23 protein-coding genes are annotated in these 24,800 nt (G+C 53.8%); 5 read left to right on the top strand and 18 right to left on the bottom strand.

What is annotated here, in order from left to right:
- Positions 1–15: 15 nt before the first annotated feature.
- The gene (gene hinT / locus ACXI0A_RS09585; protein ID WP_224929195.1) at positions 16–366 is read right to left on the bottom strand and encodes a purine nucleoside phosphoramidase; all 351 of its coding nucleotides are present in this window, start codon (positions 364–366) and stop codon (positions 16–18) included.
- Positions 367–723: 357 nt separating this feature from the next.
- Between hinT and ACXI0A_RS09580 the strand changes: the two genes are divergently transcribed.
- A complete protein-coding gene (locus ACXI0A_RS09580) occupies positions 724–2,328 on the top strand; it encodes an MFS transporter (protein WP_476149182.1) in 1,605 nt (534 codons plus the stop codon).
- Positions 2,325–3,464 (top strand): beta-galactosidase BglB, encoded by a 1,140-nt coding sequence (gene bglB / locus ACXI0A_RS09575; protein ID WP_479485252.1) that lies wholly within the window; start codon positions 2,325–2,327, stop codon positions 3,462–3,464. Before ACXI0A_RS09580 ends, bglB begins: the two co-directional genes overlap by 4 nt.
- A gap of 370 nt (positions 3,465–3,834) precedes the next feature.
- On the opposite strand, the gene ptsG is transcribed toward bglB, so the two are convergent.
- From ptsG to yceD, 14 genes are all read right to left on the bottom strand, one after another.
- Positions 3,835–5,271, bottom strand: coding sequence for a PTS glucose transporter subunit IIBC (ptsG, locus tag ACXI0A_RS09570; protein ID WP_224929204.1), 1,437 nt, complete (start codon positions 5,269–5,271; stop codon positions 3,835–3,837).
- A 283-nt stretch (positions 5,272–5,554) separates the two neighbouring features.
- Positions 5,555–6,346, bottom strand: coding sequence for a metal-dependent hydrolase (locus tag ACXI0A_RS09565; RefSeq protein ID WP_034830707.1), 792 nt, complete (start codon positions 6,344–6,346; stop codon positions 5,555–5,557).
- Positions 6,347–6,363: 17 nt separating this feature from the next.
- Positions 6,364–7,353: a DNA polymerase III subunit delta' gene (holB, locus tag ACXI0A_RS09560; RefSeq protein WP_476151093.1), complete on the bottom strand. Its 990-nt coding sequence runs from the start codon at positions 7,351–7,353 to the stop codon at positions 6,364–6,366.
- Positions 7,350–7,985 carry a dTMP kinase gene (gene tmk, locus ACXI0A_RS09555; protein ID WP_476149186.1) on the bottom strand — a complete coding sequence of 212 codons (636 nt, stop codon included), beginning with the start codon at positions 7,983–7,985 and terminating at the stop codon, positions 7,350–7,352. Before tmk ends, holB begins: the two co-directional genes overlap by 4 nt.
- Positions 7,975–8,994, bottom strand: coding sequence for an endolytic transglycosylase MltG (mltG, locus tag ACXI0A_RS09550; protein ID WP_476149188.1), 1,020 nt, complete (start codon positions 8,992–8,994; stop codon positions 7,975–7,977). Before mltG ends, tmk begins: the two co-directional genes overlap by 11 nt.
- Entirely contained in the window at positions 8,991–9,803 is an 813-nt protein-coding gene (pabC, locus tag ACXI0A_RS09545) for an aminodeoxychorismate lyase (protein WP_476149190.1), read from the bottom strand. The genes mltG and pabC overlap by 4 nt, the downstream gene beginning before the upstream one ends.
- 122 nt (positions 9,804–9,925) lie before the next feature.
- Positions 9,926–11,167, bottom strand: a complete 1,242-nt coding sequence (fabF, locus tag ACXI0A_RS09540) for a beta-ketoacyl-ACP synthase II (RefSeq protein ID WP_476149192.1) — start codon at positions 11,165–11,167, stop codon at positions 9,926–9,928.
- Positions 11,168–11,253: 86 nt separating this feature from the next.
- Positions 11,254–11,490 carry an acyl carrier protein gene (gene acpP, locus ACXI0A_RS09535; RefSeq protein ID WP_007885774.1) on the bottom strand — a complete coding sequence of 79 codons (237 nt, stop codon included), beginning with the start codon at positions 11,488–11,490 and terminating at the stop codon, positions 11,254–11,256.
- 153 nt (positions 11,491–11,643) lie between these two features.
- On the bottom strand, positions 11,644–12,378 hold the full coding sequence (fabG, locus tag ACXI0A_RS09530) for a 3-oxoacyl-ACP reductase FabG (RefSeq protein ID WP_100702799.1): 735 nt from the start codon (positions 12,376–12,378) through the stop codon (positions 11,644–11,646).
- 10 nt (positions 12,379–12,388) lie between these two features.
- Entirely contained in the window at positions 12,389–13,321 is a 933-nt protein-coding gene (fabD, locus tag ACXI0A_RS09525; RefSeq protein ID WP_476149194.1) for an ACP S-malonyltransferase, read from the bottom strand.
- A 16-nt stretch (positions 13,322–13,337) separates the two neighbouring features.
- Positions 13,338–14,291 (bottom strand): beta-ketoacyl-ACP synthase III, encoded by a 954-nt coding sequence (locus tag ACXI0A_RS09520; protein ID WP_224929226.1) that lies wholly within the window; start codon positions 14,289–14,291, stop codon positions 13,338–13,340.
- Complete coding sequence (gene plsX / locus ACXI0A_RS09515; protein ID WP_224929228.1) at positions 14,292–15,332, bottom strand: phosphate acyltransferase PlsX; 1,041 nt, start codon at positions 15,330–15,332, stop codon at positions 14,292–14,294.
- A gap of 27 nt (positions 15,333–15,359) precedes the next feature.
- Entirely contained in the window at positions 15,360–15,530 is a 171-nt protein-coding gene (gene rpmF, locus ACXI0A_RS09510; RefSeq protein WP_007885783.1) for a 50S ribosomal protein L32, read from the bottom strand.
- A gap of 14 nt (positions 15,531–15,544) precedes the next feature.
- Complete coding sequence (gene yceD / locus ACXI0A_RS09505) at positions 15,545–16,066, bottom strand: 23S rRNA accumulation protein YceD (protein ID WP_224929231.1); 522 nt, start codon at positions 16,064–16,066, stop codon at positions 15,545–15,547.
- A gap of 143 nt (positions 16,067–16,209) precedes the next feature.
- Between yceD and ACXI0A_RS09500 the strand changes: the two genes are divergently transcribed.
- Entirely contained in the window at positions 16,210–16,791 is a 582-nt protein-coding gene (locus ACXI0A_RS09500) for a Maf family nucleotide pyrophosphatase (RefSeq protein ID WP_476149196.1), read from the top strand.
- Positions 16,792–16,802: 11 nt separating this feature from the next.
- Here ACXI0A_RS09500 and rluC read toward each other — a convergent pair whose 3' ends face one another.
- Positions 16,803–17,759, bottom strand: coding sequence for a 23S rRNA pseudouridine(955/2504/2580) synthase RluC (gene rluC, locus ACXI0A_RS09495; RefSeq protein WP_224929236.1), 957 nt, complete (start codon positions 17,757–17,759; stop codon positions 16,803–16,805).
- Between the two features lie 301 nt (positions 17,760–18,060).
- Here rluC and ACXI0A_RS09490 point away from each other — a divergent pair, with 301 nt between their 5' ends.
- Positions 18,061–18,267, top strand: a complete 207-nt coding sequence (locus tag ACXI0A_RS09490; RefSeq protein WP_224929239.1) for a hypothetical protein — start codon at positions 18,061–18,063, stop codon at positions 18,265–18,267.
- A gap of 64 nt (positions 18,268–18,331) precedes the next feature.
- Positions 18,332–21,826 carry a ribonuclease E gene (rne, locus tag ACXI0A_RS09485; RefSeq protein WP_476149198.1) on the top strand — a complete coding sequence of 1,165 codons (3,495 nt, stop codon included), beginning with the start codon at positions 18,332–18,334 and terminating at the stop codon, positions 21,824–21,826.
- A gap of 283 nt (positions 21,827–22,109) precedes the next feature.
- On the opposite strand, the gene flgL is transcribed toward rne, so the two are convergent.
- Both flgL and flgK read right to left on the bottom strand, forming a co-directional pair.
- A complete protein-coding gene (gene flgL, locus ACXI0A_RS09480; protein ID WP_224929245.1) occupies positions 22,110–23,072 on the bottom strand; it encodes a flagellar hook-associated protein FlgL in 963 nt (320 codons plus the stop codon).
- Between the two features lie 21 nt (positions 23,073–23,093).
- A complete protein-coding gene (flgK, locus tag ACXI0A_RS09475; protein ID WP_476149200.1) occupies positions 23,094–24,734 on the bottom strand; it encodes a flagellar hook-associated protein FlgK in 1,641 nt (546 codons plus the stop codon).
- Positions 24,735–24,800: the final 66 nt, after the last annotated feature.

The raw sequence follows: 24,800 nt of genomic DNA, 5'->3' as shown, positions 1-24,800 counted from the left end.
TAGGTCCGCCTGAGGTTAAATAGACAGCATCGGACCCAGTGGCTGACCGCCGACCAGGTGCATATGAATATGATAAACCTCCTGACCACCATGCTGATTACAGTTCATGATCAGACGGTAGCCATCCTCGGCAATCCCTTCCGCTTTCGCGATTTTCGCCGCCACGGTAATCATACGGCCCAGCGCATGCTCGTGCGCTTCTTGCACGTCATTGGCTGTCGGGATCAATACATTAGGGATAATCAGAATGTGCGTCGGCGCTTTAGGCGCAATATCGCGGAAGGCGGTGACCAGTTCGTCCTGATAAACCACGTCGGCGGGGATTTCGCGACGAATGATTTTACTGAAAATCGTTTCTTCAGCCATGGTGCATTTCCTTAAGCCTGAGTTCAGTCAGGCAGTATGCGTGAGGAATTCGATTCCTTTCAACCTCAGGACTGCTTTTCTTGTATTAAATGGCTGCCTTTGCGCCATTTATCGCCTTCGTCGCATCTGTGTGCGGCACCTCGCATTTCTCAACGCTCAATCAACACAAAAATGAAACGCTGTTTTATAAATTAGAGATATCACGCCAGTTTCTTTGTGTTTTTGCCACTCAACCGACAACCCTTGCCAAATCACGAAGGCTTGCCGTTGCGCGGCGCTCTACTTTCTATCCAATCCGGGCAAGCAGTACGGAGTAATGAGGGATGTGTCATCCGTCGATTTCAAGGAGAACCTGCCATGCAGTCTCGTAAGATTGGTCTGGGCCATTATCTGGCTTACGGTTCCGGGGATTTCCTCGGCGCCGGCACCACGGCGCTTACCGCCGCCTGGTTGCTCTATTTCTACACCACCTTCTGTGGGCTTTCGCCGATTGAAGCCACCTTTATTTTTGCTGCTGCCCGCGTGCTGGATGCAGTCGTCAGCCCGCTGATGGGCTTTCTCACCGATAACTTCGGATCCACCTGGCTCGGCAAGCGCTTTGGTCGCCGCAAGTTCTTTATCCTGCTCGGTATCCCGTGTGTATTCAGCTACAGCCTGATGTGGATCGGTGACATGAGCTTTTGGTGGTATCTGCTGACCTATCTGCTGTTCGATATGGTCTACACCATGATTCTGGTGCCCTACGAAACGCTGGTGCCGGAGATGACCGATGACTTTAAACAAAAGACCCGCTTCTCCGGCGCGCGCATTGCGCTGGCGCAGCTCTCCTCGATTCTGGCTGCCTTCCTGCCGGGCATTTTGATTGGCTGGTTTGGCAAAGAGAATCCCATCTCCTTCTTCTATGCCAGCCTGGTGTTCTCGGTAATCTGTGCGCTGGTGCTGACGCTGGTGTGGCGCTTTACCTGGGAACGCGCACCAGAAGATTTTTCCGCCGAATCGCGCCGGGCAGAAGAGGAGAAGGCGCAACTCACGCTGTTCCAAAGCCTGAAGCGCCTGTATATCGAACTGGCCTCGACGCTGCGCATCCGCATCTTCCGTCAGCATCTTGGCATGTATTTGGGCGGTTACATCGCTCAGGACGTATTTAATGCTGTGTTTACCTGGTATGTGGTGTTTGTGCTGATGCAGAGCGCGCAAATCGCATCCAATCTGATGGGAACGATGGCGGTGCTGCAATTTATTGCAGTGATGGCGATGATCCCGCTGTGCATTCGCATCGGACCCGCTCCGGCCTATCGCATGGTGGTGATGCTGTTTGGCCTCAGCGCCCTCTCCTACGCCGGACTGTGGTACAGCGGGATGAACGATAACTTCGCGCTGCTAGTGCTGATCTCCGCCTTCGCTGGATTAGGACGTGGCGGCATCAACTACGTGCCGTGGAATACCTACACCTATATCGCCGATGTCGATGAAGTGATCACCGGACAACGCCGCGAAGGCATCTTCGCCGGGATCATGACGTTGACGCGTAAAGCCTCGCAGGCCGGTGCCGTGATGATCGTTGGCATCATGTTGCAGCTGGCCGGTTTCACCTCCGGTAAAGCTGAACAGGTTCCTGCGGTGGGCCACACCATTTTGCTGATCCTCAGCGTCGGCACCGTCGGCGTACTGATCTGCGGCTTCATTGTGTCGCTGCGCTTCAAACTTAATCTGCATACCCACACCGTTCTGCGCGAAGAGACGCTGAAGATGCGTGAAGCAGGACGTGTGGTCCCGGAACGTATTACACCGCAGGCGCGCGCCATCGTCGAAACCCTGGCGGGGATGCCGTATGAAAACTTATGGGGCAATAACAATGTCGGTTACCTCAACCGCAATAAGCCCGCAGCGCCCGCGCTGACCTCACAACGCGACTCGCTTCACCCTCTCCCTACCCTGATTAACGATAGGAATGAACCATGACTGTATTTCCTGTGAAACACAGCGCCTTGTTGCGCCAGCCTGAATACCTGTTGCCACGCAGTGAGTTAGTGCAGCTGATTCACAAACTCACTGACAATCTGGTGAATATCACCGACCACAGCGGCGAGTTTTTACTGCGGCTGGACGACGGCCGCGTCATTGATACCAAAGGCTGGGCCGGCTGGGAATGGACGCACGGTATCGGGCTGTACGGCATGCTGCATTACACCCAGCAGACGGGCGATCAGGCGACCCTCAAGATTATCGATAACTGGTTTAGCGCACGCTTAGCAGAAGGCACACCGACAAAGAACGTGAACACCGTATGTCCGTTCCTGACGCTGGCTTATCGCTATGAAGAGACCGGTAACGCAGCATGGCGTCCGGTGCTGGAACGCTGGGCAGAATGGGTCATGTATGAAATGCCGCGCACCGAGCAAGGAGGTTTACAGCACATCGTTTACAACAACGAAAATACCCAGCAACTGTGGGACGACACCCTAATGATGAGCGTGATGGCGCTGGCGAAGATCGGCCAGTTACTGGACCGCCCCGAGTTTGTCGAAGAAGCCAGCTATCAGTTTCTGATCCACACCCAATACCTGATGGATCGCCAAACTGGTTTGTGGTTCCACGGCTGGACCTTCGATGGCCGACACAATTTTGCCAACGCCCGCTGGGCTCGCGGCAACAGCTGGCTAACCATTGTGATCCCTGATTTCCTCGAAATGATGAACTGGCCGGAACAACACGCCACACGTCGCTTCCTGCAGCAGGTGCTGACCAGCCAGGTGAAGGCGTTGGCCGCTTGCCAGCACAGCAGCGGTCTCTGGCATACCCTGCTCGACGATCCACAAAGCTACCCGGAAGCGTCTGCCACCGCAGGCTTCGCTTATGGGATTCTCAAAGCGGTGCGTAAGCGTTATTTGTCCGATGAATATCGCCCGATGGCGGAAAAAGCTCTGCGCGGCGTGATCGCCAATATTGATGAGGACGGAGAGTTAAAACAGGTATCGTTTGGCACCGCGATGGGCAGCGATCTGGAGTATTACCGCCAGGTGCCGCTCACTTCAATGCCCTATGGCCAGGCGATGGCGTTGTTGTGTCTGACAGAGTATTTGCGGGTTTATCTGTAATCGCATTCACGTTGAAGTGGGAGAAAGCGGTGGCAGACGTGTAAAGCTTAACGAGTCAGGAACCTTAGGCAGTGAAACCTAGGGTGATCACCCAATGCCGCCAACACCGATGCCCTAATTTCTGGCGATAAGTCTGTTAAGCTCTATGAATTAAGCAGGTTTTTTCCATCACCGCACCTAAGGTGAGGTGCGAGGAAGCGGCGGCAGAGGAGTAAAGCGTCCCGCGACAGGGATGTCGCGGGCCGAGCCCCAGGGATGGTTTATGGCGTCTTTACGATCTGCCGCCGCTTCATCGCACAGGCTCGGCCTCTGCCTTGACCTTGACCTTAGCCTTGACCTCAGACCGAGCCCAAAGCCCAAGCCCAATCCTTTACATATTACGAATATAATCATCCATCTCAGTTTTCAGGTTATCGGACTTGGTGCCGAAAATCGCCTGAACACCGGAACCGGCCACCACCACGCCACGTGCGCCGAGGTTTTTCAGTTCAGCTTGATTCACTTTCGCCACATCCGCGACGCTCACACGCAAACGCGTAATACAGGCATCAAGATTAGTGATGTTCTCTTTACCACCAAATGCGGTAACCAGCTTACCTGCCATCTCGCTACCCGTGGTGGCGCTGCTCTGCTCCATTGCGGTGTCCTCACGTCCAGGTGTTTTCAGATTCAATTTCACAATCAGCACACGGAAAACGGTGTAATAAATTAAGCCGTAAATAATACCGACAATCGGGAACAACCAAATCTTGCTGCTGTTACCACTCAATACCACAAAGTCGATCAAACCGTGTGAGAAGCTGGTGCCATCACGCATGCCAAGCAGAATACAGATTGGGAAGGCCAGACCCGCCAGAATTGCATGGATCACATACAAAATCGGTGCAACGAACATGAACGAAAACTCGATCGGTTCGGTGATACCGGTCAGGAACGAGGTCAGCGCGGCGGAAATCATGATGCCGCCCACTTTGGCGCGGTTTTCCGGTTTAGCCGAGTGCCAGATAGCAATCGCAGCAGCAGGCAGACCGTACATTTTGAACAGGAAGCCGCCAGAGAGTTTACCCGCGGTTGGATCGCCCGCCATATAGCGCGGAATATCACCGTGGAACACCTGACCTGCGGCGTTGGTGAACTCACCAATCTGCATCTGGAAAGGCACGTTCCAGATATGATGCAGACCAAACGGCACCAGCGCACGCTCAACCACACCGTAGATACCGAATGCCACGACCGGGTTCTGATAGGCCGCCCACTGGGAGAAATCCTGAATGGCCGAACCGATCGGTGGCCAGATAAAGGACAACACGATACCGGTGAAAATCGCAGTCAGGCCGGAGATGATCGGCACAAAGCGCTTACCCGCAAAGAAGCCGAGATACTCAGGCAACTTGATGCGGTAAAAACGGTTGAACATGTACGCGGCGATCGAGCCAGCTATGATGCCGCCGAGCACCCCGGTATCAGCAAGGTGTTTCGCCTCAATTTCTGCTGGCGGTAAATGCAATACCAGCGGAGCCACCACCGCCATGGTCTTCACCATAATGCCGTAAGCCACCACAGAAGCCAGTGCCGATACACCGTCGTTATTGGTAAAACCGAGCGCCACGCCAATCGCAAAGATCAGCGGCATATTGGCAAATACGGAACCACCCGCCTCCGCCATCACATGAGAAACCACAGCCGGCAACCAGCTGAAGTTAGCCGAACCAACACCTAACAAAATACCGGCAATCGGCAAAACCGATACCGGTAACATCAGCGATTTACCTACTTTTTGCAGGTTCGCAAATGCGTTCTTGAACATAGAAACTCCTGAGTATGAGTGCATATTTGCGCAGTGCGCTGGCGAAGGGGGAGGATCCTTCACCGGGGTGACGCTGAGCGTCTTTTGATTTATTACGAAGGGTAAAATAAATCGATATTTGTTACTTTGACGGCTATCACGTTTCGCTCATGACAAGCGCTTGCTTTCTGTTATTTTTGACTGACTTGCCTGGATAAACAGCAACAAATCACTGCCCGTGCTGCGTTAAACGCCGCACAGGTCAATGATTATGGAATTATTACAGAGTTTAAAATAAAGCGGATTAGCCGCCGAGACGGCTCATCGGGACATGGAAAAGACGCGAGAAGTTTTCGGTGGTGGCCGCGGCCAGTGTTTCGATATCCACACCTTTCAGTACCGCCATATAATCCGCGACATCGCGCGTAAAGGCAGGCTGGTTTTCTTTGCCACGATGCGGGACCGGAGCCAGATACGGTGAGTCGGTCTCTACCAGCATGCGATCCAGCGGCACATAACGCGCGGCATCACGAATCTGCTCGGCATTGCGGAAGGTCAAAATGCCGGAGAAAGAGATATAAAAGCCCATATCCAGCAACTGCGCTGCAGTCTCTTTATCTTCAGTAAAGCAGTGCAACACGCCGCCGCACTTTTCCACCTGCTCTTCACGCAGAATCGCCAGCGTATCTTCACGCGCATCACGGGTGTGCACGATGATCGGCTTATTCAGCGCGATGCCGGTGCGGATGTGTTCACGGAACGAGGCTTGCTGCTGCGCTTTAGTTTCCTGCTGATAGAAGTAATCCAGCCCGGTTTCCCCCAGCGCAATCACCTGCTCTTCGGCGGCCAGGCGACGGAACTCTTCAACATCATACGGCGCTTCCTGATTCAACGGATGCACACCGCACGCCAGGGCGATGTTTTCCCTGTCTCCAACCAGCTGTTTGATTTTGTAGTAATCGGGCAACGTAGTGGCAATCGCCAGCATAAATTTCACGTCACGCGCTGCGGCTTTAGCGATCACATCGTCCAGATCGCGGTGCTGCTTCTCATAATCCAGGCCATCAAGGTGGCAGTGCGAATCAACAATAAACATACTTCTCTCTTTTACGCTTAGCCGACCGCCGTGGGCGACATTAAGCGTCCCCAGGCTAACAGGCGATCGGTCAGGATAAGTTCACGGTTCAGTGCGGCGACATGCAGCAGTTGCTCACGACACTGCATCCACTGCTGGACACTGGCGTTCAGCGCGCTGCTGTTAAGCTGCTGAGCCAGCTGTGAAACTACTTCGGGATGATCGCCGTTGCTCAGCCAGTTGCTGGCGCCCTGCTGCACTTTCATGGCATCCACCAGCAGTGAAATCAGCCAGCTTAAGCGCTCTGCCACATCGTCGCTGTTCAGCGCGGGCAGCAGTTGCAGCACATCGCTGTTCAACGCGCCGAGCAAGGTTTCACACAGCTTCTCACGTGCCTGCCAGCGCTCTGGTTGCAGCAGCGCCAAGGCTGCAGCAGGCGCGCCGTTGCTCAAGCGAAGAGCAGCACGCAGAACCGCCTCGGATTGCGGCGACTGTTTTTGCAGCCACTGCAAACTGGGCAGCTCTTCCGGTGGGGAAAGATGCCACGTCATGCAACGGCTGCGCAAGGTTGCCAGCAAACGTGACGGTTCACGAACGCTAAGGAAAAACCAGCAGTTGGCCGGAGGCTCTTCAAGGGTTTTCAGCAATGCATTGGCGGCGGCTTCAGTGAGCTGCGCCGCATCCGGCAACCAGACAATCTTCGCTCCGCCCTGCTGAGCAAAATGGTAGAGCTTCTCGGTCACGTCACGTACTGCATCAATACCCAGCGAAGACTTGCCCTTTTCTGCCTCCAGACGATACCAGTCAGGATGAGTCTGCGCCTGCATCAGATGACAGCCGTGGCAATGCCCGCAGCTTTTTAATCCTTCCGGATGTTGGCACATTAACCAGCGGCTCACACCCCACACCAATGCATCGTCATCCATGCCATTGATGGCCTGTATCAGCAAGGCATGATGAGCCTGTCCGCTTTGATGACGGGTGATGATCTGCCGATAGGGCTGATTCAGCCACGGATACCAGTTCATGCCGCCTGACCTGCCAGCCATTTCTGCAATGCTGATTTAAGTGACAATGTCACTTCTTCAATGTTTTGAGTGGCATCAATGGTTAAAATGGTGTCATCGGAGGCCGCCAGCGCCAGATAACGCTCGCGTGTGCGTTCAAAGAAACGCAGTGACTCTTGCTCAATGCGGTCGAGTTCCCCGCGAGCACGCGCGCGTTGCAAACCGATTTCAGGCGTGACATCCAGATAAAGGGTCAGGTCAGGACGAAAGTCGCCCAGTACCGCATCGCGCAGCGTGGTCATCAACTGCGCATCCAGACCACGACCACCACCCTGATAAGCCTGGGATGAGAGATCGTGACGATCGCCAATCACCCACGCGCCGCGCGCTAACGCGGGCTTAATCACGTTCTCAACCAGTTGCACACGGGCGGCATACAGCATCAGCAGCTCGGCTTTGTCAGTGACCTGTTCGCCATCAATCCCCTGCTTCACCAGCACGCGCAACTGTTCTGCAAGCGGCGTGCCGCCGGGCTCACGGGTGAACACCACATCTTCGATACCCTGCTCATGCAGCACCGCCACGATGGCTTCACGCGCAGTGGTTTTGCCCGCGCCTTCAAGGCCTTCAATGACGATAAACTTACTTTTCATTTTTTTCCTTCATAGCCAGCCGATAGACCTGCACCGCTTTATTATGGCTGGCGAGATTGGTGGTAAAGGTGTGTCCACCTTTGCCATCCGCGACAAAGTAGAGATAGTTGGTTTTTTCCGGGTGCGCTGCCGCTTCCAGCGAGGCGCGACCTGGCATCGCAATAGGGCCAGGCGGCAAACCCGTAATGGTATAGGTATTGTAATCGGTCGGCGTTTCGAGGTCTTTACGCGTAATGGTGCCAGTATAGTTATCGCCCATACCGTAAATCACCGTAGGGTCGGTTTGCAGCTTCATTCCGGTGCGCAAGCGATTAATAAACACTGAGGCAACGCGCGCGCGCTCTTCCGTCACGCCGGTCTCTTTTTCGATAATCGACGCCATGGTGACCAGATCCTGCTCTTTTTTATAAGGCAGATTATCCATTCGCCCCTGCCAGATCTCATCCACCAGTTTATTCATGCGCGTATGCGCGCGTTCCAGCAGCGAAACATCACTGGTGTTGGCGGTGTACAGATAGGTGTCGGGGTAGAATGCGCCCTCCAGCTGGTCCGCATCCATCTTCAGTGCAGTCGCTACCGTCGCAAACTGATCGTCAGTCAGCGTGTGTTTGAGGTAAGGTGCCTTACGCAGTTCGGTCAACCACTCCTTCAGGCGTGAACCCTCGACAAAACGCACCGGGAACTGTGCTTCTTTACCGCTGGCCAGCAGCTGCAGCAGCTGGCGTACCGTCATATTACTTTCAAGTCGGTAGGTTCCGGCTTTGAACTTTGCCAGCTCGGGCTCAAGTTTCAATAGCGATCCAAACCAGATACTTTCAGGAATGATGTGCTCGCTTTCCAGCTGGGCTTCCAGCACAACCCGACCGCTGCCGGCGGGCAATGTGTAGATCGTTTCCTGATTAATGGTCAACGGTGTATCGGCGAAACGTTCAATCTGCCAATAACTAAATGCAGCCGCGAGGCCGGCTATCGCCACAGCGCTGGCGAGTATTTTTTTCATTCGGGTCATGATGCTTCCATCTTTTGGCAACTGGCATACAGCTGCTGGTACAGCGTGCGTGCGGTGAACGAAACATCGTCAATTTTTCGCACAGGTAAAACTGGCATTAGGGCGTTGCAGATCACCACTTCGTCGGCACTCAGCACATCCTCCCTGCTTCCCTCAATTAACTGACAAGCCTGGCCTTCCGACGCCATCTGCGCCATCAGATAACGGCGCATAATGCCATCGACACCCGCTTGCTCAAGACGCGGCGTGGATACCTGATCGCCTTTGCGCCAGAATAAATTAGCCGCACAGCATTCCACCACCGCCCCTGCAGTGTCAAGCACCAGCGCTTCGTCAGCATCGGTGTGGTCGAGATGCTGACGAATCAGCACCTGCTCAAGGCGGTTGAGATGTTTGAGGCCGGCGAGCAGAGGATTGCGCGCCAGTCTCACGGGGCTGGTTACAAGCGTTGCGCCCTGCTGCTGCAAGGTTTTGTAGTGTTGCGGCCACGGGGAAAGCGAAAGGATGCGTGTTGGGGTTGTGCAACCGGTTCGGCTGTATCCTCGGCCACCGGCGCCAGGCGTCAGAATCACTTTTAAAACCGCCTCGGCTTGACCGTTGGCGGCATGCTGCATCTCCGCAGCCAACTGCGCCCTATCCGGTAAGGGGATGTATAAACGTTCACAGCTTTCCTGCAACCGCTGCAAATGGGCGTTTAACAGTTGTACCTTTCCAGCCACCACCGCAGCAGTGGTAAAACAGCCATCACCAAACTGCACCGCGCGATCGCGTGCAGAAAGTTCGATCTGCTCGACGCCGTTTATCCACATTCCGATCACCTCTGGCTACCCTGCCAGTCTGAATACCACTGACAGCGGTGAGAATCCATGCCACTGCGTGACAAAATATAAAAAAGGCCCGCATTGCGGGCCTCTGTTTGGCTGGGTAAGACTTATACCTTGCGGAAGATCAGCGAGCCGTTGGTGCCGCCAAATCCGAAGGAGTTACACAATGTGTACTCCAGCCCGCTCACCTGACGTGCCGTGTGAGGCACGAAGTCGAGGTCACAACCTTCATCTGGATTATCCAGGTTAATGGTTGGCGGAACCGCCTGGTCGCGCAGCGCCAGAATCGAATAGATCGCTTCTACCGCGCCCGCTGCACCCAGCAGATGGCCGGTCATGGATTTGGTAGAGCTGACCATCACACTGTGAGCCGCTGCACCAAATACCGACTTAACCGCCTGAGCTTCAGCTTTGTCACCGGCTGGCGTCGAAGTGCCATGCGCGTTAACGTAACCAATCTGCTCAACATTCAGTTGCGCATCACGCAGTGCATTCACCATCGCGGCGGCTGCACCTGAACCATCTTCCGGTGGAGACGTCATGTGGTAAGCATCGCTGCTCATGCCGAAACCAATGATTTCAGCATAAATTTTCGCACCGCGCTTTTTGGCATGCTCGTACTCTTCCAGCACCACAATGCCTGCACCATCGCCCAACACAAAACCATCACGATCTTTATCCCACGGACGGCTTGCCGCCTGCGGATTATCGTTATTGGTAGAGAGCGCACGTGCTGCACCGAAGCCACCGACACCCAGAGGGGTACTGGCTTTTTCTGCACCACCTGCCAGCATCACGTCAGCATCGTTATACGCAATGATACGTGCTGCATGGCCAATATTATGCACACCAGAAGTACAAGCAGTCGCAATCGAGATGCTTGGACCTTTCAGGCCATACATAATAGTCAGGTGACCTGCCACCATGTTAACAATGGTAGAAGGAACGAAGAACGGGCTGATTTTGCGCGGACCGCCGTTGACCAGTGAGCTGTGGTTATCTTCAATCAAACCCAGTCCGCCGATGCCGGAACCGATAGCTGCGCCGATGCGACCGGCATTTTCGTCAGTTACGACCAGACCGGAGTCCGCCATAGCCTGAATACCGGCAACAATGCCGTATTGGATGAAGTCATCCATCTTGCGCTGATCTTTGCGCGAGATGAATTCATCGCAATTAAAATCTCTTACTAAGCCCGCAAAGCGCGTTGCGTAGGCACTAGTATCAAAATGGTCGATCAGGCTGATGCCGCTCTGACCGGCAAGGAGAGCACTCCAGGTAGACTCTACGGTATTGCCGACAGGAGACAACATGCCAAGACCAGTCACAACTACACGACGCATAGACACGTACGTCCTCCAGGGAGGGAAAAAATAACGCTATGTGGGGCAAACATAAAACTCAGGCGGTCGAGGTGACCGCCTGAAGATATTCATTAGCCTTGGTGGCTATTGATGTAATCGATCGCTGCCTGAACGGTAGTGATTTTCTCAGCTTCTTCGTCTGGAATTTCAGTATCAAACTCTTCTTCCAGAGCCATTACCAGCTCAACGGTGTCAAGAGAATCTGCACCCAGGTCTTCAACGAAAGAAGCAGTGTTAATCACTTCGTCTTCTTTAACACCCAGCTGCTCAGCTACGATTTTCTTAACGCGTTGTTCGATATCGCTCATACTATTTAATTTCCTATCAAAACTCGCTTTCGCGATGGTTTTCGTAGTGTATAAAATGTTGAAAAAGATGCAACAAAATCCCGGCTGGTCGAACCACGATTTTGCGCTATTCTGCGGTGTTTACCGCAGATAATGCAAATGATTTCGTGATTATCAGACCATGTACATGCCGCCATTGACGTGGAGCGTCTCACCCGTGATGTAAGAGGCTTCGTCAGAGGCTAAGAATGCAACAGCATTGGCAATCTCCTGCGGGTCGCCTAAACGACCTGCCGGCACTTCTGCCAAAATGCCCGAGCGCTGATCTTCGTTCAGTGCACGCGTCATGTCCGTCTCAATAAAGCCCGGAGCTACGACGTTTACGGTAATGCCACGTGACGCAATTTCTCGCGCCAGTGATTTGCTAAAGCCAATCAAACCTGCTTTTGCTGCCGCATAGTTTGCCTGACCCGCGTTACCCATGGTTCCAACAACAGAACCGATGGTAATGATACGGCCCACGCGTTTTTTCATCATGGCACGCAATACCGCCTTAGAAAGACGGAAGACTGATGTCAGGTTGGTATCGAGGATATCCGCCCATTCATCGTCCTTCATGCGCATCAACAGATTGTCACGCGTAATGCCTGCATTATTGACTAAAATGTCCACTTCGCCAAATTCGGCGCGAACTTTCTCGAGCACGCTCTCAATAGAGGCTGCATCGGTGACGTTCAACAGCAGACCTTTGCCGTTATTGCCGAGGTAAGCACTGATTGCTTCCGCACCGCTTTCGCTGGTGGCGGTTCCCACCACTTTCGCACCGCGTGCAACCAGCGTTTCCGCTATTGCACGGCCAATGCCGCGGCTTGCGCCAGTAACCAGCGCTACTTTACCTTCAAAGCTCATGTTTTTCCTCTTATTCCTGTGTAAGCGCAGCAGAGAGTGAAGCAGAATCGTTCACGGCTGCAGCGGTCAGGCTATCCACAATACGTTTGGTCAGGCCGGTCAGGACTTTACCTGGACCGATCTCAAGCAACTGGCCAACGCCTTGGGTGGCAACAAATTCAACCGCTTCGGTCCAACGCACTGGGCTGTAAAGCTGGCGAACCAGTGCACTGCGGATCGCAGCAGCATCGGTTTCACACTTGACGTCAACATTATTGACGACAGGCACGGCAGGTGCGTTGAAAGTGATGCTTTCCAGTGCCACAGCCAGTTTATCTGCTGCCGGTTTCATCAAAGCACAGTGTGAAGGCACGCTCACAGGCAATGGCAGTGCACGTTTGGCACCCGCTGCTTTACATGCTGCTCCAGCACGCTCCACCGCTTCTTTGTTACCCGCGATAACCACCTGGCCCGGCGAGTTAAAGTTGACGGGTGAAACCACCTGACCTTGCGCGCTCTCTTCACAGGCTTTACGGATTGATTCATCATCAAGTCCAATAATCGCCTGCATGGCGCCCGTACCTTCTGGTACCGCTTCCTGCATCAGTTTGCCGCGTAACTCGACTAACTTGATCGCATCAGCGAAGTTCAGTACGCCAGCGCACACCAGCGCAGAATATTCACCCAGGCTATGGCCAGCCATCAGCGTAGGCTGCGGGCCATTTTTGCTCTGCCAGACGCGATAAATCGCGACGGAAGCCGCCAGCAACGCAGGTTGCGTCTGCCAGGTCTTATTCAGTTCTTCAGCTGGACCTTGTTGCACCAACTGCCATAAGTCGTATCCCAATGCATCAGAAGCTTCACGGAAAGTGGCTTCAACCTGCGGGTTTTCCACAGCCAGATCGGCCAGCATGCCGACGGTCTGTGAGCCCTGTCCTGGGAAAACAAAAGCAAATTGTGTCATCTGTCTTTCCTGTCAATCAAAAGCGAACCAGCGCAGAACCCCAGGTGAAACCACCACCAAAGGCTTCCAGCAAAATCAGTTGGCCAGGCTTGATACGGCCATCTCGCACCGCTTCATCCAGTGCGCTAGGAACCGATGCCGCCGACGTGTTGCCGTGACGGTCAAGGGTAACCACCACTTTATCCATGCCCATGCCGAGCTTTTTGGCGGTGGCACTGATAATGCGCAAGTTAGCCTGATGCGGCACCAGCCAGTCGAGCATCTCACGATCAAGATTATTGGCTTGCAGCGTTTCATCAACGATGTGCGCCAGTTCAGTGACTGCAACCTTAAACACTTCGTTACCGGCCATGGTGAGATAGGCAGGTTGATCCTGATGCTCGCGATCCTGATACGGCAGCGTCAACAGCTTGCTGTAACGTCCATCGGCATGCAGGTGAGTGGACAGGATACCTGGCTCTTCGCTCTGGCCGAGAACCACCGCACCCGCGCCATCGCCAAACAGAATGATGGTGCCACGATCGTTAGGATCCAGTGTGCGAGCTAATACATCTGCACCGATCACCAACGCGTGTTTCACCACACCGTTTTTGATGTACTGATCGGCCACGCTTAACGCATAGGTGAAGCCCGCACAAGCAGCAGCCAAATCGAAAGCCGCACAGTCGTCAATTTCCAGCATCTGCTGGATCATGCACGCTGAGCTTGGGAAGGCGTGGCTGGAAGAGGTGGTCGCCACGATAATCAGGCCAACATCGCTGGCCGCAACGCCTGCCATTTCCAGCGCGCGCTGAGCGGCGGTGAAGCCCATAGTGGCAACAGATTCATCCGGCGCAGCAATGCGACGCTCACGGATGCCGGTACGGCTGACAATCCACTCGTCCGAAGTCTCCACCATTTTTTCCAGATCCGCATTGGAGCGAACCTGCTCAGGCAAATAGCTGCCCGTACCGATAATTTTGGTAAACATCTACGCTTTGTCACTCCTGGCTAATACAGCGTCAAGGCGCGCCGCAATCCTCTCTGGGACTTGCCTGCGCACCGCCTGCTCTGCCTGCTCTATCGCCACGGCAAACGCACGTTGATTCGCCGCACCGTGGCTTTTGATCACTGTTCCGCGCAATCCTAACAGACAAGCGCCGTTGTACTGGTCGGGGTTGAGATGACCGAAACGTTTAGCCAGGCGCTTTTGCAACCAGCGCCCTACCCATTTCAGCCACCAGGCCCGTTTTTTTCCATCCTCTGACGACTTGAGCAGAGAAAGAAACATTCTTACCACGCCTTCCATGGTTTTAAGCGTGACGTTTCCCACGAAGCCATCACAAACCAGCACATCCGTCTTGCCGGTGAGGAGATCGTTCCCCTCAAGATAACCAATATAGTTGATTTGCGGCGTGTCCCGCAGCACCGCAGATGCTGTGCGAATCGTTTCCAGGCCCTTAGTCTCTTCCTGCCCAATGTTGAGCAGCGCGACGCGCGGTCTGTCAATTTCCAGCACTTCCTCGGCCATGACAGCGCCCATGATGGCAAACTGCACCAGCATATCGCTATCCGATTCTACATTTGCGCCAAGATCCAGCACCACTGTTTTGCCCTGTTGTTGATGCGGCAACACCGTCATCAGCGCAGGTCGCTCAATACCTTCCAGCGGCTTCAACAACATTTTAGCCAAGCCCATTAACGCACCGGTATTACCGGCACTGACACAGGCTTGTGCTTGTCCCTCTTTCACCAACTCTAACGCCACGCGCATTGAGCTGCCGCGACTGTTTCGAATGGCTTGTGAAGGTTTAGCATCACTTGCAATAACCGATTCGGCAGGAATAACCTGCACACGCCCCAGTAATGAGGAATCCGCTTTGGCAAGAAATGACGAGATGATGTCGGGATCACCGACCAGAAGAAGAACCAGATGCGTATGAGAGGCCAGTGCCTGCAAGGATGCAGGCACTGTCACGCAGGGACCGAAATCCCCGCCCATGGCATCAACTGCCAGGGTCAAACGTGTCAAGGTATCGCCTTGCGTAACCGCAAAGAATTACTTGGTGATAACCTTGCGACCGCGGTAGTAACCATCCGCAGTGATATGGTGACGCAGATGAGTTTCACCAGAAACTTTATCTACTGACAGAGCTGCGGTGGTCAGCGCATCGTGCGAACGACGCATACCACGCTTAGAACGGGTTGGTTTATTCTGTTGTACGGCCATGGACCTTACTCCTATTACTTACGCTTTAAACTGGCTAATACGGCAAATGGATTCGGTTTTTCTGCCTCTGCAGGCAACTTACCAAATACCATGTCCGCGTCGGACACTTCACAGTGTTCAGAATCATGCACCGGAACTACAGGCAGCGCGAGGATGAGTTCATCTTCGATAACTGCCAGCAAGTCGATTTCGCCGAAATCATTGATATCAACTGGCTCGTAAGCTTCCGGCAGTGCCTCGGCCTGCTCATCAGAAGAGACAGGACTGAAGCAATAGCTTACGTGAACAGCATGAGGGAATGACTGGTTGCAGCGTTGACAAGACAATGTCACCTGCGCATCAGCTGTTCCTTGCAGAACGGCTAAGCGCTGGTTGTCAATCGCAAACGACATGGTGCATTCCACATCACTGTCCACACTCACGACCGTGTCGGCCAGGCGCGCCACCAATTCAGGTGCATACACACCTTGGTAATCAAGGCGCTTTTGCGCGGCGCGGGCCACATCGATCGTCAGGGGTAATTTTACCTTTTGCATAGGGCGCGCATATTAACTTTGTAACGTCATAGAGTCAAAGAAAAAGGCCGGTTTACAGCATCTTTCACCCGTTAGTCGCATCCAGTGCGGCGCATAGTTTAAAATGCCTGTCATCTTTACGCTATCAATTCTGAAAAAAAATCATGACACCGTTAATTCTAGCCTCCACTTCCCCGTTCCGTCAGGCATTGCTGAGCAAGCTTGGCCTGCCTTTTATCGCCGTTGCGCCTGATTGCGATGAAACGCCGCAACCGAATGAAACTGCTCCGCAGTTAGTGCAACGCTTAGCGCTGGCAAAAGCACAGGCGCTCGCCGCGCTGCACCCACAGAGCTGGATCATTGGTTCCGATCAGGTCTGTGTGCTCGACGGCAATATCACCGGAAAACCGCATACGGTGGAGAATGCTTGCCGGCAATTGGCTTCTGCCAGTGGCAAAGCGATCACGTTTTATACCGGGCTCGCACTGATTCAGCCGCAAACGGCACAACAACAGGTGATTTGTGAACCGTTCAATGTACATTTTCGGCACTTAAACCCGGAAGAAATCCGTCACTATGTCGAAAAAGAGCAGCCGTTAAATTGTGCGGGCAGCTTTAAAAGCGAAGGCATGGGAATCTGCTTGTTTGAGCGGCTGGAGGGGCGCGATCCCAATACGTTGATTGGATTACCGCTGATGGCTTTAAATGAGATGCTGATAAAAGTGGGCATCAACGCATTGGGTTGATGCCCGCAAAATTAAGCTTTTTTCTGACGCAACTGCGCCAGGCAGTGTTTCAGCGCGTTATCCAGTGGCGCTTCCATCCGCAGGACTTCGCCGGTATTGGGATGGGTAAACGTCAGCGCTGCAGCATGCAGGAACAATCGTCCCAGGCCGGTTGACGCCAGCTGACGATCAAAGTCCCGATCGCCATAGCGATCGTCAAAGGCGATCGGATGCCCACCATGCAGCGTGTGCACGCGAATCTGGTGCGTGCGCCCGGTCACCGGACTGGCTTTTACCAGGGTGGCGAAACCAAAACGCTCTTCCACTTTGAATCGGGTTTCAGATGGCTTGCCTTCCGCATTGACGCGAACGACACGCTCACCGCTTTGCAAAATGTTTTTCAGCAGCGGCGCCTGCACCACTTTCAAATGTGAAGGCCAGTCACCGCGCACCAGCGCCAGATAATCCTTCTGCATGCCTTTTTCACGTAACTGCTCGTGCAGCGAACGCAGCGCAGAACGTTTTTTTGCCACCAGCAGAATACCGGAGGTGTCACGGTCAAGACGATGCACCAGCTCGAGGAAACGGGCTTCCGGACGCAGCGCGCGCAAGCCTTCAATCACACCAAAGCTGAGGCCGCTACCACCATGCACCGCCGTGCCCGATGGCTTGTTCAGCACCAGCAGATGATCGTCCTCATAAAGGATGGCATTCGCCAGCGCGGCAACCTTATCGAGTTTCGGTGATACCGTCTGCTCTTCACGCTCGGCCACACGCACCGGTGGAATACGCACTTCATCCCCCGCCTGCAGTTTATATTCCGGCTTCACGCGTCCTTTATTCACGCGCACCTCGCCTTTACGCAAGATGCGATAAATCATACTTTTCGGCACGCCTTTGAGCTGAGTGCGCAAAAAGTTATCAATACGTTGTTCGGCATTTTCAGCCGTAATGGCGACATAAAGTACGCCGGGATTCTCAGTTTTCATGGCGGCGATTCTAAATAGTGTCCCTGGATAGCGCCACCCCTTTTTCTGTGCTTAACTCTCTCTTTGTCGCGCTGGCAAAAGGTCATAATGATGACTTTTTCACCGATGCGATGTTAAGCCCTGCAAATGAACAGGTTAAGGATGCACAAACTTCACAGCTCGGCAAAAGTCGCCTTGCTATATGTGAGTGAGCAATGGAATAATGCAGGTGTTTCTGCCCTGGAAAAATCCAGGCAGGATAAAGAGCGAAATAAGTCATTTTGCCGGATTGAACGGACACGCAGCAATGGCGTAAGACGTAATGTTAAATCAGGCACTTAGCGGGCTGCGGGTTGCAGCCTGGACGACAGACTGGGATGTGTGGATTTCTGAATTTACTATAGCTATTCCACCTTCAGGCGCTGTTTTTCCTTATGAAAAACAGGCCACCGACAAGATTTGCGCCCCTTTAGCCGCCGACAACCGTGAGGTTGACGTCAGTGCATTAAGACACGGGGCCATCGGTTGATTCTCGTCCAGGGTAACGATGCCCGCAGCTACATCACTCATGTGAGAATAACGAGTAAGTCACGATGAAAAGAATGTTAATTAACGCATCTCAGCAGGAAGAGTTGCGCGTTGCCCTTGTTGACGGCCAACGTCTGTACGATCTGGATATCGAAAGCCCAGGACACGAGCAGAAAAAAGCCAATATCTACAAAGGTAAAATCACCCGTGTTGAACCCAGCCTCGAAGCGGCATTTGTCGATTATGGTGCTGAACGTCACGGTTTCCTCCCTCTGAAAGAAATTTCCCGCGAATACTTCCCTGCTAATTACAACGCACACGGCCGTCCAAACATCAAAGAGGTGTTGCGTGAAGGTCAGGAAGTTATCGTTCAAATCGATAAAGAGGAACGCGGAAATAAAGGTGCTGCATTAACCACCTTCATTTCTCTGGCCGGTAGCTACTTAGTCCTGATGCCGAACAACCCGCGTGCGGGTGGCATCTCTCGCCGTATTGAAGGTGACGATCGTACCGAGCTGAAAGAAGCGCTGTCCGCGCTGGAACTGCCAGACGGTATGGGTTTGATCGTGCGTACTGCGGGCGTTGGCAAATCTGCCGAATCCCTGCAGTGGGACCTGAGCTTCCGTTTGAAGCACTGGGAAGCGATCAAAAAAGCCGCTGAAAACCGCCCAGCCCCGTTTCTGATCCATCAGGAAAGTAACGTGATTGTGCGTGCCTTCCGCGACTACCTGCGTCAGGATATCGGTGAGATTCTTATCGATAACCCAAAAGTTCTGGAACTGGCGCGTCAGCATATCGCTGCACTCGGTCGTCCGGACTTCAGCAGCAAAATCAAACTGTACACCGGTGAAATTCCGCTGTTCAGCCACTACCAAATCGAATCGCAAATTGAATCCGCTTTCCAGCGTGAAGTGCGCTTGCCTTCTGGTGGTTCGATTGTTATCGACAGCACAGAAGCACTGACCGCCATCGATATCAACTCCGCCCGTGCAACACGCGGTGGTGACATCGAAGAAACGGCATTTAATACCAACCTCGAAGCGGCTGATGAAATCGCCCGTCAGTTACGCCTGCGTGACCTCGGCGGCCTGATCGTTATCGACTTCATCGACATGACCCCTGTTCGTCACCAGCGCGCGGTAGAAAACCGTCTGCGTGAAGCGGTACGTCAGGATCGTGCACGCATTCAAATCAGCCACATTTCGCGCTTCGGCCTGCTGGAAATGTCGCGTCAGCGTCTTAGCCCGTCATTGGGTGAATCCAGCCATCACGTGTGCCCGCGCTGTAGCGGTACCGGCACCATCCGTGATAACGAATCGCTGTCACTGTCTATCTTGCGTCTGATTGAAGAAGAAGCGCTGAAAGACAACACTAAAGAAGTGCATGCCATTGTGCCTGTGCCCGTCGCCTCTTACCTGCTGAATGAAAAACGTGATGCAGTCAGTGCGATCGAGAAACGCCAGGGTGGCGTGCGTGCCATCATCGTGCCAAACGATCAGATGGAAACGCCGCACTACTCTGTACTGCGCGTGCGCAAAGGCGAAGAAACGCAGACGTTGTCTTACCATCTGCCGAAGCTGCACGAAGCTGAGATGGCGCTGCCTTCTGAAGAAGAGCACGCTGAACGTCGTCGCCCTGAGCAGCCAGCGCTGGCCGCCTTTGTGATGCCAGATGCGCCGCCGGCACCGGTTGAAGTGGAAAAAGAAATCCCTTCTGTGGTTAAAGCTGATGTCAAACCGGCTGCTTCTGCCGCGCCTGCTGTTGCCAGCACCGGCTTCGTCGCTCGTCTGTTAGGTGGTTTGAAGAAACTGTTTGCTGGCGACGCGCCTGCTGCTGCACCGGTTGAAGCGAAGCCAGAAGAGAAAGCCGCTGAAAGTGAGAACAATCAGCAACGTGGTGACCGCCGTAACAACCGCCGTAGCAATAATCGCCGTGATCGCACCCCGCGCAACGGTGAAAATTCTCAGGGACGCGAAGCCCGTGAACCACGTGAATCTCGTGAAGCGCGTGAACCACGCGAATCGCGCGAACCACGTGAAGCCCGCGAGCCACGTGATAATCAGGACAATCGTCGTAACAAGCGTCAGAACGAGCCTCGTGGTGAACGTCCAGCGCTGACCGATGAGCAACTGCAGCAGCGTGATGAGCAGCAACAGCAACGTCGCGAACAGCGTGCAGAACGCCAGCGTCGTCGTCAGGATGAGAAACGTAATCAGCAGCAGGATCAAAAAGTCGCTGAGACCGTAGTTCAGACCGATATCGTTGATGAGAACGTTGCGCAGGAAGAAGAACGTGTGCAGGTTATGCCGCGTCGCAAACCGCGTCAGCTTAACCAGCGTGTCCGCGTAGGGGATACAACTGAATTCGCAGCGGCTATCCCAACGCCAGCAGCGACTGAAGCCGTTGTAGAAAATGCGCAACGCACGGCGTTCAATGAGCAATCTGACGTCGCGCAGGACGAACAGGAAGACAACGAGAACCGTGATAACGCCAATATGCCGCGCCGTTCACGTCGTTCACCACGTCACCTGCGCGTTAGCGGCCAACGTCGTCGTCGCTATCGTGATGAGCGTTACCCAACGCAATCTGCAATGCCACTGGAATCTGCTGCGGCTTCTCCAGAGATGGCTTCAGGCAAAGTCTGGATTACCTACCCGGTTGCCCAGACCCACGATCAGTTCTCCTCACAGGAAGCGCTGAACGAAATGCCTGATTACAGCTATCAACATACCGATGAAGTGACTGCACTGCCGGTTGCGGCAGCAGCAGAGCACGTTGCCCAGCCAGCTGCGCAAGAAGCGGTTCATCAGTCTGAGCCGCAGGCACACACTGAAGTGCCAGTGGTGAATACCGATGATCTGACACCTGTCGCTGCACCGGTTAACGAAGAGCCTGCTGTGATTTCTGCTGCTGTTGAACAGACTGCGCAAGAAACCGCTGCTGAAGCCGTACCGGCTGATGAAGTGACAGCTGCGCCGGCTGAAACCGTAACCTCTACTGCAGTTGCAGATGTTCCGGCTGAATCAGTTCCTGCCGCTACAGATGCACCGGCTCAAGTCGTTCCTGCGGTTGAAGAGGCGTCGGCTAAGGCAGTCCCAGCGGTTGAAGAGGCATCTGCTCCAGCTGTTGCAGAGGCATCGGCTGAAGCGGCACCTGCTGCTGAAGTGACCGAAGCTGCCGCTGAACCTGTCGCGCCACGCGTCAGTGAAGCTATCGAAGCGGCTGAACAGGCACCGGCTGATGTTGCTCCTGTAGTTGAAGCGCAAGTGGAAAACGTTCTGGCTGCACCTGTCGCTGCTGAAGCGCCTGTTGCACCGGTGACCGAACCGCATGCCCCTGTTGCCGCGCGTGATACCGTGGTGAGCAATGCTGAAACTCGCTGGAAGCATCATGCGACTGCGCCGATGACCAAAGCACCGGCCCCGGCATGGGAACCAGAAACCGTTCGTCACAGCGATTGGGTTCGCCCACCGTTTGATTTTGAAGGTCGTGGTTCTGCGGGTGGTCATAGTGCGACCCATCAGGCGACCGCACCGGCAACGCGTCCGGAAAGCGTTTAAGCCTTAGTAGCTATTTAGCGTTAACAAAACCCCGACTGGTTCGGGGTTTTTTATTGCCTGCCATTTGCCCGCTCACCTCTCAGCAAAGTCGCGTAAAGGCTGATGGGCTGATGGGCTGATGGGCTGATGGGCTGATGGGCTGACCTGGCATAGCCATCGAGGATGGCGCGATCAAGAACTTACACCGCTATCGGGCAGGCAAAAAAAATCCCACGGCCCCGAAAGGCGGTGGGAGAAACTAAGCGCGCCCGGTTTAAGCACGCTCAAATTTTCATGTCAGATCTTATGAGTTAAGCTGGAACAGCGACATCTTCGACATGTCAGTGAAGGTCTTATAAGACGCTTGCAGCGCAGTCTGTTGCATGGTGTAGCTGGAGATGGCTTGGGTGTAATCCACTTCGACCAGGTTACTCATCTGCGTAGCCATAATAGTGTCGTTGGTGTCACCTTGTGCATCCAGCGTATCAACTTCATCCATCTTAATACCGACTTCAGAACGCACTGATAACACGTTATTCAGGGAGTTGCTCAGACCACGGTTGGTCTTATCCATCGCATCCTGAAACGTCTGCTTAGTGGCATCATCAGCATCATCTTGCGGCACCTTCAGTGCTGCGATGGCGCTATCCAGCATATCAAACAGGTTAGTTTCACTGGTGCTGCCGTCCGGCTCAGCTTTCGCATTGCTGGTGATCGACATAAACACCGAATCACCGGTATTCCCTACTGTCATCGTACGGCTGTCACTGACTTTCTGGCTGATGGCATCGGTGCCACCCACATAGGTGACGCCCGTTCCCGTATCGCTGAAAGGCTCAGCTTCGGTTTTATAGCCCGCAAAAATGTAGCGACCATTGGCATCCTGGCTGTTCGCCAGTCCCAACAGTTGGTCACGCAGCCCCTGCAATTGTGTCGCCAGAGAGCCACGGTCATCATCACTGAGCGTGCCGGTTGAAGCATTGACGATAGTAGTCTGTGCATCCTGAATGGCTGACGTCACGCCCTTCAGGGTATTTTCTTCTAACGACAAGCTCTGGTTAGCAAAGGTGCGGGCGGTAGCATACTGGCTACTCTTTGCCTGCGACTGCGCCAGGACGACCGAACTTGCCGCAGCAATAGGGTCATCGGAAGGATTATTCACACGCAGGCCGCTCGACAGCTGCTGGCCCACTTTTAACCAGGAAGATTGCGAGCCGGTAATGCCGCGCACCTGCTGGTCGAAAATCATATTGGTACTTAAACGCATGGCTATTTATCCTCTGATGACTTAGCCGCGGATATCCATCAGCGCGTTAAAAATGGTACTTGCCGTCTGCAGTACCTGCGCGTTGGCCATATAAAACTGCTGATATTTGGTCAGGTTGGCATACTCTTCATCGAGGTTGACGCCGGAAACCGATTGCTGACGGTCCGTGAGCTGCGTCACCACATTTTCCTGAGTGGTGCTGGCCGTCTCTAATGAGCTGGTTTTGTTGCCCACGGTGCTGACGATGGTGGCGTAGGCTTGTGCCAGGGTAGCATTGCCGTTAACCAGATTCGCATCCTGCAGCGCCAGCATTTTTTGAGCGTTGGTGTTATCACTCTCGCCGCTGGTCGCAGATGATGCAGCCGCAATCTGCGACTCATCGGTAATCGCGACGGACATCCCGCTGATGACGTTCTGCACGGGTTTCACCAGGAAACTGTCTTTATTATCAGGTGTACCAGTGACGGTTAATTTCAAACCATCAAAGCTTAATGTGCCGTCAGTAGCATCTGGCGTAACGCTAAACTTCACGTTGTCTGACATACGAGTCACAGACCATGTGCTGCTTGCACTGTCATAACTCATCGAGTAATTCGACGCCTTCAGCGCACTGCTGTCCGACCATGCCGCAGTCACTTCCGCGGTACCGGTGTTCTTGGTATTGCTCAATACGGTTGGGCTGCCGATATTGAAGAATTTCGAGCCCAAATCGCCATTACTGTCATAGCCGGTGGTTTGCACGGCGTTGAAGCTGGTGGTGAATGCAGCCGCCAGCTGACCCAGTTGGTTCTGTGCGGTGTCCAGGTCCTGCGTACGGAAAGCCAGTAAGCCACCTAATGAACCCGTGGTCAGCGTCTTCTCCGGAATTTCCACGTTGCCCGCAGTCTTATCGACATAACCCACCGTGGTGCGCGAAGGATCGCTGCTGGATGGCATCGCCACCAGTTGCGTGGTGTTTTTACCGTTCACGAGAGTGGTGCTACCCATGGAAACGATATAGTTGCCATCCTGCTGCGACACGCTAACGCCCACAACGTTGTTCAGGTTATTGACCAGCTGATCACGTTGATCCAGAAGATCATTTGGGGCGCTGCCAGCCGTGGTGAGCTTGGCAATTTGCGTGTTAAGGTCGGCAATCTGACTGGTGTAGGTATTAATCTGATCAACGCTGGATGAGACATCCGTGTTGACGCTGTTTTGCATGTTAGTCAGGTATTGCGCGGTGGTCTGGAACTGATTGACCAGCCCTTGCGCATAACTCAGCATCGACTGACGTGCTGACGGATCGTCTGCATTGCTCACCACGTTCGATACGTTGGTGAAGAAGCTCTGAATCGAGGTCGACAGGCTGGTGGTCGACGTTGACAGCAGGTCATCGATATTAGAAATCTGGTTATATTGCGTGTTTACCGCGCTGTAGTTGGCACTGGAGCCGCGCAACTGTGCAGTGATGAACTCATCATATTCGCGCTGCACGCCCGTAACATTCACGCCGTTACCGTAATAGCTATTGCCCGATAAGGTACTGTTCGCCTGGTTCAGCAAAATGGTCTGACGCGAGTAACCCGCTACCGTGTAGTTGCTGATGTTGTTACTGGTGGTGCTTAATGCGGCCTGTGCGGCGCTCAGCCCACTCATCGCTGAGTTAATTATGCTGGACATCTCGGTTCCTTTATTTCCCGTTAACCGGGCTGGCAGTCATCAGTGCGATTGCGCGGGCTAAAGCGC

The sequence above is a fragment of the Pantoea sp. C1E2 genome (assembly GCF_056491465.1).
This window is presented reverse-complemented; position numbering and strand designations above follow the sequence as displayed.